This window comes from Oceanospirillum sp., from assembly GCF_982874595.1.
In genome coordinates, this window is record NZ_CEYNZH010000049.1 from 1 (window position 1) to 14220 (window position 14220).

Below are 14220 nucleotides of genomic sequence, written 5' to 3' on the forward strand. Positions count from 1 at the left end.
TGGTCCTTATTGAAGGCATTGAGAATCAGGACGAAGCACTGCTGGCAATGGATACTGATGCCGATATGGTGCAGGGTTACTACTTTGCCCGACCTACCGCTGATGGCCGGGGCCAGAATAACCTGTCAGAAAGCATCGATCGCCTGCACCATGAATACGCCAAACACCAACGGGAAGGACGTCTGACCTTCCAGTCACAGCTGGTCACGTTTGAAAGTATGATGACCGCCTGCGCAGACCTGATTCGACTGGACCATAGCTTTGAAGAAAGCAGCAAGGTTTTGCTGGAGCAGGAAGGCTGTCGCCGCATTTTCCTGCTGGACGACCAGGGTTACCAAATCACCCGGACTATCGCCCCTTCGCATACTGAAAAAGAGGGACAGTACCACCCCCTGAAACAGGCACAGGGAGCTAACTGGGCCCGCCGTAAATACTTCCAGCGGGCTATCGAATCCCCCAATCGGGTTTATATCTCCCGCCCCTATCTGGCGCTGCCGGATGCCAGTATTGACGTAACTTTTGCCATGGCTTTTAGTCGTCACGAGAAGCTATATGTACTTTGTTGCGATGTGGATTCCCGTTATATCGATGCTGCCGGAAACCTGCTGCAACAGGGACAAATGATCTCTCAGCCTGTTTAGCATCCTTCCTGAAAAGAAATGACGCTCACCAGAACAGCGCGCAAAAGCGTTGTTCAAATAGCCCCATTCATCTGCTCCGTTTTTCCGTCCGAATTGTCACGACTTTAGTCAGGGTCTAAGATGCTCTACTCTGCTGCCCGTTAAAAGCTAAAAGAAGGGACTATATGACGGCTGTAATCGATACCGAAAACCAACCCTTTCCACTGGTGATCCGACAGCTGGGCATCGACACCCACCAGGAACCCACTGTCTATCTGCGCCGTAACAGCCACGTTTGCCGGGCTGAAGGCTTTACCACCGCATCCCGGGTTCAGATCAACAATGAACACTCTACCGTTATCGCCACACTGCATATTGTCGATAACGATATGCTGTTAGCGGCCGGAGAGATCGGCCTGTCCAATTCGGCCGCTAAAGCGTTGAATGCACCGGATGGCAGCATCGTGCATGTCTGTCATCCCAAGCCGATTCGCTCTCTCAGCGACCTCAGATACAAGGTTTACGGCCACAGGCTTAACGATCAACAGATGGGTGGCATCATTCAGGATATTGTCGCCGGTCTCTATGCGGACGTGCATCTGGCCACCTTTATCACCACCTGTGCCGGAGATAACCTGAACCAAACCGAGATTATCAGTCTGACCCGCGCCATGTTAGAAGCGGGAGAACGTCTTGACTGGCAGCGAACGCTCGTCGTTGATAAACATTGCGTTGGCGGCCTGCCGGGTAACCGCACAACCCCCATTGTGGTCAGTATTATCACGGCCTGCGGAGGCATTATGCCCAAGACCTCATCCCGCGCAATCACTTCGCCTGCCGGAACAGCAGATACCATGAGTTCTATGACCGATGTAGAGCTGGAGCTGGATGTTTTAAAGCAGGTTGTCAATCAGGAAGGTGGTTGTCTGGCCTGGGGCGGATCGGTGCACCTCAGTCCCGCTGACGACATTCTGATCCGTGCGGAACGAGAACTGGACCTCGACAGTGAAGGCCAGATGGTTGCCTCAGTACTATCGAAAAAAATCGCAGCGGGCTCCAGCCATGTTCTGATCGATATCCCCGTTGGCCCTACAGCCAAAGTTCGTTCCGAGGCCGCAGCCCAACAACTGGCGCAATTGCTGATTAATACCGGCAAAGCGCTGGGACTGACTGTTGAAGTGGTCTGTACCGATGGTTTTCAACCCGTAGGAAGAGGTATAGGCCCCGCTTTGGAAGCCCTGGATATTATCAAGGTGCTGAAAAATGAAACCGATGCGCCACAGGATCTGAAAGAGAGATCACTGCTACTTGCCGGTCGTATTCTGGAGATGGCTGACTTGGCAGAGTCCGGTGAAGGGCTCCGAAAAGCTACTGAAACTCTGGAAAATGGCAAAGCCTGGGATAAGTTTTTCCGCATCTGTGAGATACAGGGTGGTTTTAAGCAGCCAGCGGTTGCCCACTACCAGTACAACTGGAGCAGTGATCACTCCGGCATTGTCAGCGGGATAGATAATCGTCATCTGGCCAAATTGGCCAAGCTGGCCGGTGCTCCTGAAGATCTTGCTGCCGGTGTCACACTGGAAGTCAAACTGGGCCACCAGGTGCACCTGGGTGACACCCTGCTGACGATTCATGCGGAAAGTCCCGGAGCCCTAAACTATGCCATCGAGTTTCTGCAGGATCACAGAGATATGATTTTGATCGAACAACCTGAATAATTGAATAACCGGAACCACCCCGAACCTTAATCCGGCGATCCAATCGGCCAGATTATCCAACATTCCCTAAGAACACCCTGCTCAAGCATCGGCAGGGCAGAACAACCTGAAAAAGCGCTGATTTATGACTCCGATTTTATTTGATCTGAACGACGCCAGCAGCCTGAAAAACGGCCTGATCCAGCAACTGAATGCAGAAGAAGGCCAGTTGAATCAGCGCCGCTTTCCGGATGGCGAAAGCTATCTGCAGGTCCAGACTCCGGTCAAAGACCGCCTTGCTCTGGTGCTTTGCACTCTGTATCAACCGGACGAAAAATTCCTGCCACTGATCTATCTGGCTGAAACGCTTAAAGAGATGGGGGCGGGCAAGGTCGTGCTGATCGCACCCTATCTGGCCTATATGCGACAGGACAAGCGCTTTCATGAGGGCGAATGCGTCACCTCCATCTACTTTGCCCGCCTGATCAGCCAGAGCTTCGACCACCTGATCACCGTTGACCCGCACCTGCATCGTTATAGCTCGCTGGATGAAATCTATAGCATCAGCAGTCAGGTGGTGGCATCGGCAGAATCCGTTGCCCACTGGATCAGTCAGAATGTACAGCAGCCCCTACTGATAGGGCCGGATATCGAAAGTGAACAATGGGTAGCAGAAGTCGCCCGCATGGCAGATGCGCCTTTTGAAGTGTTGCTGAAAGAACGCCATGGCGACCGTGATGTATCCGTCTCCCTCCCACATGTCGAACGCTATAGCCAACATACCCCCGTTCTGGTGGATGACATTATTTCCAGCGGCCGCACCATGATAGAAACCATTCAGCACCTGCAAAGTGCCGGTATGCAGAAAGTTGTTTGTATCGGCACCCATGGCTTATTCGCAGACCAAGCCTATCAACAGATGCTGACGGCCCATGTTGAAAAAATCGTTACCTGCAACACCGTGCACCATTCAAGCAATGGTATTGATATGGCACCGGCCCTGGCTGCAGCGGTGAGAAACATTCCGGCCTGATACAGGGTCGCCCAGTGAAAGCACTCTGAATCAGTGCAATATCGGCCTTCAGAGCCACCTCAGAATGTAACCTCCGTTATCTTAAGTTGAAACTAAGTAACGGAGGCACTTTCAGATAAAAATATCCTCTGCCTCACCATCCCAAAGCCCCCTCAAAAACCAAGAATAGCGTGCCAGTCAGTCGAAAACACCAAATGTCATTTTACCAAAAGAAAATGTCGCCTATTAATTAGAAAGCTGGAGCCACCTGAGCTAAAATTCCGCACTAGACTAAAGTTTACCTCTTAAACACTACGGATTAATGCAGCAGCCTTCATCAAACCCAAGGTCTCTGCATGATTCGGTGTTTCTCTTGTTTTTCCTGTCGAATGAAAGGACGTTACCATGAGTATGGATGACAGTTTTGAAACCCTGAAAAAAATGGGGATCGAAAATGTCCGTGATATCGAAAAATTCACCTCTCGTACAGAAGGTGATAACGATATTCTCAAGATCTATTTTCAGCGCCATCACGGTGACTGGTTTGCTAAAAGCAAAAAATTCAAATTCCCGCGGGTTCATAAGGACCGCCGTGTGAACGAAGGGCTGGTAACCTACCGACCCACCACAGAACCCTCTCCGATCTTCCTGCACGCGGTTGATGAGCTGGAGCGTCTGGTAGCAACGGAACACAAAGCTGAAGATAAAAAAGCACTGCTATTGGAAGAGATTGAGCACCTGGAAAAAGTGGTTCAGCGCAAGATTTCCGATATCCGCCGTCAGATTGAAGAGTTATAAGCAGTCTTCAGTCCGGATTGCCGGCCAGTTTTAGCGAAGAGCACTGTCTTTAGCAAAGAGCAATGAGCCAAATCGCTAAAACGCCCCATAAAAAACGGAGCATCGACTAATCCCATGGGGTTAAAGTCAGTGCTCCGTTTTTTTATTGGTTACCCGCGCACGAGCGCCGAAAACGTCCTGTTTACAGCATTATCCAACTGGCAAAGCCAATCAGCAGAATCATGGTCACGTTCAGTAGTGCCCCCGCCCGCATCATTTGTCCCTGGGGTACATAACCGGAACCAAAGACAATCGCGTTGGGCGGTGTTGCTACCGGCAGCATAAAGGCACAGGATGCTGATATCGCAATCACTGCTGCCAGCACAACCGGAGACAGCCCCATCGCCTGAGCAATCGATACAAAAATAGGCACCAGTAGCGCACTACTGGCCGTATTACTGGCGATCTCTGTCAGCATCACCACAAACGCGGTAATCACCAGCATAAAGACAATCAGAGGTGCTCCTTCCAGAAAACCACTGATCGACTCTGCAAGAAACACACTGGTACCGGTCGATTTCAGCACGGCAGAGAGCGTCAGGCCACCACCAAATAACAGAAGCACCCCCCAGTCGGCCGACTGCTCAATATCCTTCCAGTTCACCAGTTTCAGCGCACACAGCAGCACAATCGCAAGCAGCGCCACCATGGCATCAAAACCTTTGGTAACACCGATAAACTGAGAGACAGGTTTGCTGAACAACCAAAGCACAACAGTGACAATAAAAACGGCCAGGGTCAGCCATTGCTCCGCTCCCATAGGTTTAGCATCGTTATCCATCTCAAACTTACGGGACAGGTCAGGCCTGAAAACAACCCACAGCAACAGCAACATCACCGGGAACATCACCAGTACCGCCGGAATACCGATCTTCATCCACTGAGCAAAACTGATACCCACAGCAGCGGCCGCAATAGCATTTGGCGGGCTGCCAACTAAGGTACCAATCCCACCAATATTGGCGGAGTAAGCCACCCCTAACAGCACAAACCAGTAGGTATTGCGGTTCTGCTCATAGGGCATACGGCTGAGCATTCCCAACGCCAACGGTAACATCATCGCAGTAGTGGCAGTATTCGAGATCCACATAGAGACAAAAGCGGCGGTAAAAAACAGCAGCACACTGGCTACCAGCATCCGGCCCTGGGCAGCACGAATAACCAGTCCCGCAATTCGCTCATCCAGTCGTTGCTTGTGCAGTGCCGAAGCCAACGCAAAACCACCCAGAAACAGGAAGATAATCGGATTGGCAAAGTTCTTCATCGCATCCGCCACAGAGAACACGCCGGTAACCACCGCGAGAATGGGAACCAATAGCGCCGTCACGGTAATATGGAATGTCTCTGTCATCCAGAGCAGGGCAACTGATGCCAGAATCGCTAAACCGATTCGCAATTGAAGATCAAGATCCGTGCCGTAAAAAATCCCTAAACCTGCCAGAACCGACAGTAACAACGTGATGTGAGTGCGCTGCACGCTAACCTCTCCCAGTGATGAAGCCAAATTAGCCAGTATTTTATCAGGGAACCGGTCGTAAACAGAATGCGGAAAAACAAACAACGTCAGTTCAGCCTCCTCTGGTCTGTTCGAGGGCAACAGAACCACTAAGACAACACCTGACATTTCTCAATAGTGATAGCAGACACACGAAAGATTCATGTAATTTATGATTAAAAATGAGTAAGATCAGCCATCAGGATTTAAAAAGACAGGATCAAACAAGGGGTCTACCGTGAATAAGCTTGCCACTGCCAAACGCTCCCGCGCCATCACCACAGAAGAAGTACTACTGATCCTCTGCCATTCAGTGACTGAAGTACTGGGCAACACAGGAAATGAACAGGTTGATTACTCCCCTATGGTGCAAAAAATCAACAAGACCTGTCTGCGCCCGGATATCGGTTGTTTTGTACTCTTTGATGGCGGCTTCTCTGGCCTTGTGATTATCAACTTCACAGCAGAATCTGCCATGGAGATCTACCGTAAGTACCTGCTGAGCATGGGTATGCCGGAGAACGAACTGGCGCAGTTCCACACCTCAGATGAGGTCGGCAACGTGATGGGCGAAATCATGAACCAGATCGTGGGTGACTTTACCAACAAGGTTCGCCACCAGCTACGCACCTCGATCACTCAGAGCCAGCCGAAGATGATGGCGATCAACAAGCAGGTGCAGATCTCGGTCAACACCACACTGGATCAGCCGCAGTCCCGCCGTGTGACCTTCAACACCGAAGACAACAACATCTTCTACCTTGAGCTGTCCATGGACAAAACTGAGTTCATCAAACTGCACGATTTTGATGAAGTTGATCTGGAAAGCCCGGATGATATTCTGGCAGACACGCCGATGCAATCTGACCAAAAACAAGGCAGTCAAGTCCGTTCCAATAGCGAGCACGATGATCTGATGAATGACCTAGGTATCTAAGGGACTTCACCTACAGTCTTAAAAAAAGATACAGCCCGCTGCAGTATGACCTCAACCGTCAGTCTGCAGCGGGCTTTTTAGTTTTATTCGGGGTTATCTCAGTTCATTCGCCTTTCGATAGGCACCCTGATAATCAAAGATGCGTTCCTGCACCTGCCACCAGTGTTTCTGTTTACGGCCGATAACAAAATCCGGGGCGCTTAACAGGTGCTGAATCTGCATCACCTCGTCGATCTTTTCAAAACTCACCGGAGCCTGACTGCTGGCCAGCCGTCTGCCAAACAAACGGTTAAATACCGCCCGTTGCGCGGGTTTGGCAAAGTCGAAGGATTCGCTCAACTCTTCGCCTTCTTCACCGTGGTAGGTGACTTTCAGCTTTCCGGCATTGGCCGAAAGGCTGATACCAGAGCAGCGAATCACCATGGCATCTTTTAGTTTCAGGGCGTCTTTCAGTTTATCGTCCGGGTCGATAATAGCAGTCTGGCACTGATGACATTTACGGGCAGCGATATCGTTTTCAGCACCACAGTGCTGACACTCTTTGAAACGGAAACGGTAATCGCACTGCAGCGGTGGCTGATCACTGTTTATGGGTTCACCGTCATCACCAAGGCCCATCAGCCCCTGACACCGGCGGCCATAGTGCTCAATCACCTGGCCCTGAGAATCCTTTTTACCCCAGAAGATATTGGCAAAGCCGCAACCGGGGCAAAACACCTGAACCGGCTCGCTGTCGGGATTGGGCTTCTTCTCTCCCACTTCCGGATGATGCAGATTGACGTTATTACCGGCGTAATCGATCACCAGACAATCGGTTTTACCCTCATCCAGACGCAGGCCACGGCCAACAATCTGCTGATACAGACTCACCGACTGGGTAGGACGCAAAATGGCGATAAAATCCACATGGGGCGCATCAAAGCCCGTGGTCAGCACGGAGACATTAACCAGATATTTCAGCTGACGTTGTTTGAAACGCGCAATCAGATCATCACGGGTTTTAAGATCCGTCGCGCCGGTAATCAGGGCGGTCTGAGAGGCAGGCAGGTAACCGGTGATCTCTTTGGCGTGATCCACGGTCGCGGCAAAAATCATCACCGCTTTGCGTTGAGCAGCAAGCTCCATCACCTGCTCGATAATGGATCGGGTCACCCGCTGATGTTTGCTTAACAGCTGATTCACATCTTTTTCGGCGTATTCGCCAAAGCTGTTCTGCGCCAGCGCCGAGAAGTCATACTGCGCCACCGCTGCATCCACCAGATCCGGCTTGGTCAGAAAGCCGCGATAAATCATATAGCTTAACGGCAACTCGTAGATGCAGTGCTGAAAGGGTTTGTCGTCCTCGCTTCGGACAAATCCGCGATAGTGATATTTGTAGATCCAGCCCATACCCAACCGGTATGGGGTGGCGGTCAGGCCCAGCACTTTTAGCGCCGGATTTTTCTCCCGCAGCTGTTCAATAATGCGCTGATACTGACTGGTACCCTCGCCGCTGACCCGATGGCACTCATCGATAATGATCAGCGAGTATTCGTGCTGAAACTGATCCAGATTAGCCGACACCGACTGCACACTGGCAAAGGTGACCTGATGCGCGCTCTCCCGCCGCTTTAAGCCCGCCGAGAAGATCCCGCCGGTCAGACCGTAACTCTGGTACTTGGCGTGGTTCTGCTCCACCAGCTCTTTAACGTGGGTCAGCACCAGAATTTTACGCCGCGCCAGCCGTGCCAGCTCCGCAATCACCAGACTCTTACCGGCACCGGTGGGCAGCACAATAACCGCAGCCTCATTGGACTTACGGAAGTGCTTAATGGTGGCATCTACGGCTTCCTGCTGGTAAGGGCGCAGGGTGAAAGGCGTGGTCATAACGGGCGTCATATCCGGCTTGGTATCGGGCGAAGAATAAGAAAGGAATGGTAGCAAAGATCGCAGAAAAATACTGTATAGATTTTCAGTCCTGATACATATCTCTGTGATGACTTACTGCTCAACCGTGAACGCCATCTGATCCTCAAGCCGTTTAAAGCGGATCGTCATCTGGCTCAGTTGTTTTTCAAGCTTTGTGATCAACTGCGGGTAGCCGTCAGAGGTCAAAAAGCCATCCAGATGCGCCTGACTGGCGAAGACAAAAGTGATGCATAGCGACTGCGGGAAATTGTCGTAATCCACTTCATGGGTCAGCCAGAGGAAGCCGTCAAAATCCTTCATAAAATCTTCGCAGATATCGGTCAGAAAAAGACGGATCTGATTATCGGTTTTCTTATCTGATTTACGCATGATCACTCAACCTCAAACGGTCCTTATAAAACGACCTTAAAATAGCCCGGCAGTGTCGCAGAAAGACGCCTCAGCAGACAAATCTATTCTGTCCCCCGAAATCATTCGCCACATTCTCCAGCCCGAAACACGGCATATTCAAACACGACGACTCCAATCTCGCACCATTGACAACTGGTTGCCAAGCGATAGACTGCAAAAAAACGACAACCAGTTACCAATAGGCTTTATATGACATCATCCCAATCCGATCAGGAAGCGCTGTTTACCCGTGTCATCCTGCAAATCTTTCAGACCAATGGCCAGATGATCGCCTGGGGGGATCAGTTTACCCATCAGTTTGGTGTCACCAGTGCGCGCTGGCAGATGCTGGGGGCACTGTTCCTTGCTTCTGCACCTCTGACCGCACCTCAAATCGCAGACCGAATGGGTGTTACCCGGCAGGGGGCTCAAAAGCAGCTGAATCTGCTGCTTACTGAAGGGCTCATCTCAAAAAAACCAAACCCGGACCATAAGCGATCCCCCTTCTATCAGCTGACAGAAACCGGGGATGAGCTTTATCAGCAAATCGCTGCTAAGTGGCATAAGCACACCGAATCCATAGGGCAGGAGATCTCCCCCGATGAGCAGGAGCTCGTTCTGAAAGTGCTGAAAAAAATCTATCAACTCCACGCACCAAACCTTACAAACCCAACCCAAGGGGCTAAATCATGAGCAAAGTCACCATGAAAGCAGTGATACATCCACTGGCAGGAATTCTGGCGATGGCAACCATTGCATCTTTCTGGCTGGCAACCGTTATTTCAGAGCTGTTCCTCTCTGTTGATGCGGTTATCCGTGTTAAGCAGACTATTCCGATGGGGTTGTTTCTGCTGATTCCCTTGCTAATGATCACAGGGGGAAGCGGCTTTTCTCTGGGGAAAAACAGCACAAACCCTCTTATTATCCAAAAACGCCGCCGCATGCCCTTTATCGCATTAAACGGCCTGCTGGTACTGGTGCCATCAGCGCTTTATCTGTCCTGGAAGGCCAAAAATGGCAGTTTTGATGGCTATTTCTATGGGGTTCAGACGCTGGAGCTGATCGCTGGCGGTGTTAATCTGCTGCTGATGTCATTGAACGCAAGGGATGGCCGCAGATGCTCCTCTGCAAAAAGTCCTGATAAATCCTGAGCCATTAACACATTAATGGCATTTTTTATGCTTTGGACGAGTCAGTTAAATCTATTAGGGTACAACAGAGATAACGACTATGATTACGGATCAATCTAAACTGCTTCAAAGCATATCCCCAACCAGCTCGAGTTCTTACTCTAACCAAGCTGCTCCCGCCAAGCACTATTCGAAACCCGCGGTTCCCGGCACAACGGATGACGCGATCACCTTGTCCGAACATGGGCAAGCGATTGCCGCTATATGGCAACAGATGGGCAATGAAGGGGAAAAAATTGCCGCCAGCATTACCCCAGCGGAACAGACTTACTCATTCATTGACCCCAAGAGACGCAGCTTCAATGCGCCACCCCATCTGTCTCAGCCGCAAAATGAGCGCAGCACCGTCAATATCAACGGCAAAGATATTATTACGTCCGGGCACGCCTATGACACCAGCGCTGCCGGCACTTTCAAGATTATGAATGGCGCGAACATGGACGCCTTTAATCAGGATTTTGCCGCTGTAGGATTCGTATCATCTGAATCTGAAGCCCTTACGCAGGTCACTTCGCCGCCACATACCGTAACCATGACCGGTGAATTATCGACCCTTGATAGCTCAAAAAGCGCCAGAGAACAGATTCTGGCCGAAGCAGAGAATCTGGCGGATTTAGTGCTGACAGAGCGCCAGCTAAGAAAAGAGTTCGGCGGTGATGTCAAACTTGCTTATGACCCGAATCAGAAGAGCTACATCATGCTGAAACCCGGCGATAACTTTTATGATAGCGTCGACTCCGCAGAAGAGATGCTCAAGCGATATGCTAACAATGTGAACGCTCAAACGAATACCCTGTATGCGGACTACGCGCCCCAGATCAATCAGCTCTTTGCCAGTAAAGGGCTTTATGTCTGATCACCACGTCTTTTCGATACACCTCTGTCATCACTGACAAGCCGTGGCCCCACCGGAATGTTGGGGCCACGGCTTAAGAGCTACTCCTTAGATAACGGAAAACAGAGCTCGACTGACGCCCCACCTAAATCAGAGTCACCAATAGTCACATCACCCCGGTGCCAGCTCATAATTTTTCGGACAATTGCCAACCCCAAACCATGCCCCCCATGACGTTTACTCCGATGGGTATCCAGGCGGGTAAACGGCTCAAAAACCCGATCCCTGGATTCAGGCGGAATGCCGGGGCCGTCATCTTCGACCCGAATCAGCAGCCTGTTATCGTCAAAAGAACAGGACATCCGAATGATGCTGCGGGCATAGCGCCCCGCATTGCGCAATACATTGCTTAACGCTCTTTCACCATACAAGGGATCTAAATGAACAGAACGTTTGTCATGCTGAATGGCTCCGGCCCACTCAAGAACGATACCCTCCGGGCAATCCAGCTGATGATCCGCCAAAAGGGCCTGTAACCAACGAACCGGATTAACCTCACGGTAATTGAGCTGAGGTGATGCGCCTTCCATTCGGGCGTAATCAAGTAGCTCACCGACCATAGACTCCAGCTCGCCAAGACTGGCTCGCATAGAGGCGTAGTGCTGCTCCCGATCATTGCTGCTCTCGGCACTGGCAGCCATCTCCAGCATAAAATTCAGGCGGGTGATTGGTGTTCTCAGTTCGTGGGACACGCCGTAGGTCAGTTCTTTCTGCGCGCGGATAGATGACTGGGTTTGCTCTGCCATCTGATTGAATACGTCAGCAATCTGACTGATAGCCGCAAAGCGACCGGAGGGAATCCGGGCATCCAGGTCGCCCTGCCCAAACGAGGCCACCACCTGAGCCAGATGGTTCAGCTCCCGTCGTAAGGGCTTCATCAACCACCACAAGCAGAGGCTCAACCCGACAATAAACAGGAATACAGCCCCCGTACGTGCCAACCAATTATCCCGCTCGGTCAAGGGGGCTTGCAACGGCCCCAGCTGCAGGACCTGTTGAGTATCCGGCGGCTGCCACCAGAGGGTAATGCTCCCCTGCTGCTCTTCAAAAGCAACCAGCCCCTGCTCAACCTGAGCCCGAAACGGCTCTTTTATTGATATCAGCGGGAGCATGCCCAAAAATGTCTTACCAGCGCCCGGATCAGCGGATAAGTCGGGGCTAAGATCGGTCCCGGTCTCTTTCATTGTCTGATAGGCGATAAGAAACAGCGGCTGCATTAACCGCTGTATTAACTGCGCCTCACTCTCTTCCAGCGGCAGTGTCAGCACCTGATCATCAGACAACAGGTGCAGAATACGGTCCTGATAGATCAGGGTCTTTTCCGAGACAAGTTGTTGGTAAAGCGCAGCATTCAAGGCAGTAGCACCGACTTTTTCGACCCTCGCCCCCTGCTGTAACAAGGCTTGCGACAAGCCTTCATAATCAGCAGTAAACGATGACTCCTTGTCATAGGGCAGCATACGGTCAAAGACCTGAGCACTGAACGCCTGCCAACGGGAATGGGCATAAAGATCGGACAGATAGACCACCACCATCAGGCCTAACGAGAAGACCAGCATTATCATCAGCAGAAAGCGCAGAAATAACCGATTCACGGGGCCGCTTCATCCCAGCAATCAGGGGCAAAAAGATAGCCTTTTCCCCAAATAGTTTTGATCCGCTGGGGCTGATGCGGGTCATCGCTCAACTTCTTTCTCAGGCGGGAGATACGAAGATCGACAGACCGGTCCAGTCCGTCGTATCCGATGCCCCTCAAAGCAGCCAGAATGTCATCGCGGTTTAAAACCTGCCCTGCATGACTGGCCAGCAACCACAAAAGATCGAACTCGTTGGTTGTCAGCTCCAGCCACTCACCCTGCCATATCACCTGCCGGTTTTTCGGCTGAATCGACAACTGACCAAACGTCAGTCCATCATCTGTGGGCTCCGGCTCCGTCAGTGAACGCCGGAGCAAAGCACGCACCCGTGCCAGTAGCAGTCGCGGCTGAACCGGTTTAACCAAATAATCGTCCGCTCCGGTTTCAAGGCCGATAATCTGATCCAGCACGTCATCTTTAGCAGTCAGCATCAGAATACGCTGCAGGCTCTGCCCCTTCACAGCCCGACAGATATCCAGTCCGTCCCGACCCGGTAGCATCCAGTCCAATATCACCAGATCCGGCTGTTGCTCGGAAATAACCTGAACCGCTTCCTCTCCGCTGTGCAACACAGTCACCCGGTAACCTTCCTGTTCCAGAAAAGCCTGCATCACATCCGCCAGGGCTATATCATCTTCAACAATCAGCAGGCGATTACCCTTGGCTTCACTTGAGTTCATATTCATAGCAATCTGTATTTACCACGCCCCGTATTCACAACAACTCATCTTCACAACAACCTGTATTAACAACAACCCATATTCACACCAACATACATCGACAAAACTAAACATTGACGACAACGCATCGCCGTTAACCGTTTAATCCTCAGTGAAAATGCAGTCGCCTCCGCTGGGATAAACGAAGTAGAAACACCCCATAGATCAGCAACGGCAGGCAGAGCAAAATCACAGGGGCAATCTGCACAAATTCGGCCCAAGGCCCCGTAGCAACATCAGGAGCTTCAGTGGCAATATCCAGGGTTAAAGCGTCCGTCATATTGATCCCACCGTGGATAAGAATCAATGGCATCAAAGCGCAGGTCCGCACATAAACGGCAGCAAAACCGACTCCAATAAAAAATCCGTAAATCACCTGAGCCAGAACCGTTATCCAGTCAGCCTCAACCTTCAGCAGGTTCGCCCAATGAGCCAGCCCAAACATCAGAGAAGAAAGCAATACCGCCCGTAACAGCCCCTGCTCTGGCATCGCCCGGAAAATCAACATCAGAATACAGCCACGCAACAGGACTTCTTCCAGAAAACCCGAGAGCAAACTTTCTCCCGCAATCAAAAACAGCTGAGACCAGGTAGGCCAGACCAGCGCCTCACCCAGAAAATTCACCAGCAGATAGCTCATCGGCAACAACAACAGATAACTCTGCCGCACCAGCTGATCAGACCACCAGTAGATTCTTACCCTTAGCATCAGCAATACCCAAAGGCTAAAAAGCGCACCGACAGAATTCTCAATCAACTTTCTGTCCAGCGCCGCATCAGACCAGAAGGATGCCAGAAAAGAGCTGTACTGTTGCAATCCGATACTCACACTCAGCAGTAAGAGCGAGCTAAGCAGAGGATGGCGAAAACAAAAACCGCGCAT

At 51.2% G+C, this 14220-nt stretch carries 14 protein-coding genes; 8 read left to right on the plus strand and 6 right to left on the minus strand.

The window, feature by feature from the left end:
• The 4 genes from AC4GL5_RS15145 to AC4GL5_RS15160 all read left to right on the plus strand — a co-directional run.
• On the plus strand, positions 1–641 hold a 641-nt coding region (locus AC4GL5_RS15145; protein ID WP_490383637.1), incomplete at its 5' end, for a PDC sensor domain-containing protein.
• Positions 642–805: 164 nt separating this feature from the next.
• Positions 806–2338 carry a thymidine phosphorylase family protein gene (locus AC4GL5_RS15150; RefSeq protein WP_490383638.1) on the plus strand — a complete coding sequence of 511 codons (1533 nt, stop codon included), beginning with the start codon at positions 806–808 and terminating at the stop codon, positions 2336–2338.
• 124 nt (positions 2339–2462) lie between these two features.
• Positions 2463–3350 (plus strand): ribose-phosphate pyrophosphokinase, encoded by an 888-nt coding sequence (locus tag AC4GL5_RS15155; protein ID WP_490383639.1) that lies wholly within the window; start codon positions 2463–2465, stop codon positions 3348–3350.
• Between the two features lie 384 nt (positions 3351–3734).
• A complete protein-coding gene (locus tag AC4GL5_RS15160; RefSeq protein ID WP_490383640.1) occupies positions 3735–4127 on the plus strand; it encodes a DUF3461 family protein in 393 nt (130 codons plus the stop codon).
• Between the two features lie 181 nt (positions 4128–4308).
• On the opposite strand, the gene AC4GL5_RS15165 is transcribed toward AC4GL5_RS15160, so the two are convergent.
• Positions 4309–5643 carry a DASS family sodium-coupled anion symporter gene (locus AC4GL5_RS15165; protein ID WP_490383641.1) on the minus strand — a complete coding sequence of 445 codons (1335 nt, stop codon included), beginning with the start codon at positions 5641–5643 and terminating at the stop codon, positions 4309–4311.
• A 256-nt stretch (positions 5644–5899) separates the two neighbouring features.
• Here AC4GL5_RS15165 and AC4GL5_RS15170 point away from each other — a divergent pair, with 256 nt between their 5' ends.
• A complete protein-coding gene (locus AC4GL5_RS15170; protein ID WP_490383642.1) occupies positions 5900–6598 on the plus strand; it encodes a DUF3334 family protein in 699 nt (232 codons plus the stop codon).
• Positions 6599–6691: 93 nt separating this feature from the next.
• Here AC4GL5_RS15170 and radD read toward each other — a convergent pair whose 3' ends face one another.
• Entirely contained in the window at positions 6692–8464 is a 1773-nt protein-coding gene (gene radD, locus AC4GL5_RS15175) for a DNA repair helicase RadD (RefSeq protein WP_490383643.1), read from the minus strand.
• A gap of 114 nt (positions 8465–8578) precedes the next feature.
• Positions 8579–8875: a Fis family transcriptional regulator gene (locus AC4GL5_RS15180; RefSeq protein WP_490383644.1), complete on the minus strand. Its 297-nt coding sequence runs from the start codon at positions 8873–8875 to the stop codon at positions 8579–8581.
• Between the two features lie 231 nt (positions 8876–9106).
• Between AC4GL5_RS15180 and AC4GL5_RS15185 the strand changes: the two genes are divergently transcribed.
• From AC4GL5_RS15185 to AC4GL5_RS15195, 3 genes are all read left to right on the plus strand, one after another.
• Positions 9107–9589: a MarR family winged helix-turn-helix transcriptional regulator gene (locus tag AC4GL5_RS15185; protein ID WP_490383645.1), complete on the plus strand. Its 483-nt coding sequence runs from the start codon at positions 9107–9109 to the stop codon at positions 9587–9589.
• Entirely contained in the window at positions 9586–10047 is a 462-nt protein-coding gene (locus tag AC4GL5_RS15190; RefSeq protein WP_490383646.1) for a hypothetical protein, read from the plus strand. Before AC4GL5_RS15185 ends, AC4GL5_RS15190 begins: the two co-directional genes overlap by 4 nt.
• Positions 10048–10126: 79 nt before the next feature.
• Entirely contained in the window at positions 10127–10942 is an 816-nt protein-coding gene (locus AC4GL5_RS15195) for a hypothetical protein (protein WP_490383647.1), read from the plus strand.
• Between the two features lie 80 nt (positions 10943–11022).
• On the opposite strand, the gene AC4GL5_RS15200 is transcribed toward AC4GL5_RS15195, so the two are convergent.
• The 3 genes from AC4GL5_RS15200 to AC4GL5_RS15210 form a co-directional block, all read right to left on the minus strand.
• Positions 11023–12576: an ATP-binding protein gene (locus AC4GL5_RS15200; RefSeq protein ID WP_490383648.1), complete on the minus strand. Its 1554-nt coding sequence runs from the start codon at positions 12574–12576 to the stop codon at positions 11023–11025.
• Entirely contained in the window at positions 12573–13304 is a 732-nt protein-coding gene (locus AC4GL5_RS15205) for a response regulator (protein ID WP_490383649.1), read from the minus strand. Before AC4GL5_RS15205 ends, AC4GL5_RS15200 begins: the two co-directional genes overlap by 4 nt.
• 142 nt (positions 13305–13446) lie before the next feature.
• Positions 13447–14220 (minus strand): CPBP family intramembrane glutamic endopeptidase, encoded by a 774-nt coding sequence (locus tag AC4GL5_RS15210; RefSeq protein WP_490383650.1) that lies wholly within the window; start codon positions 14218–14220, stop codon positions 13447–13449.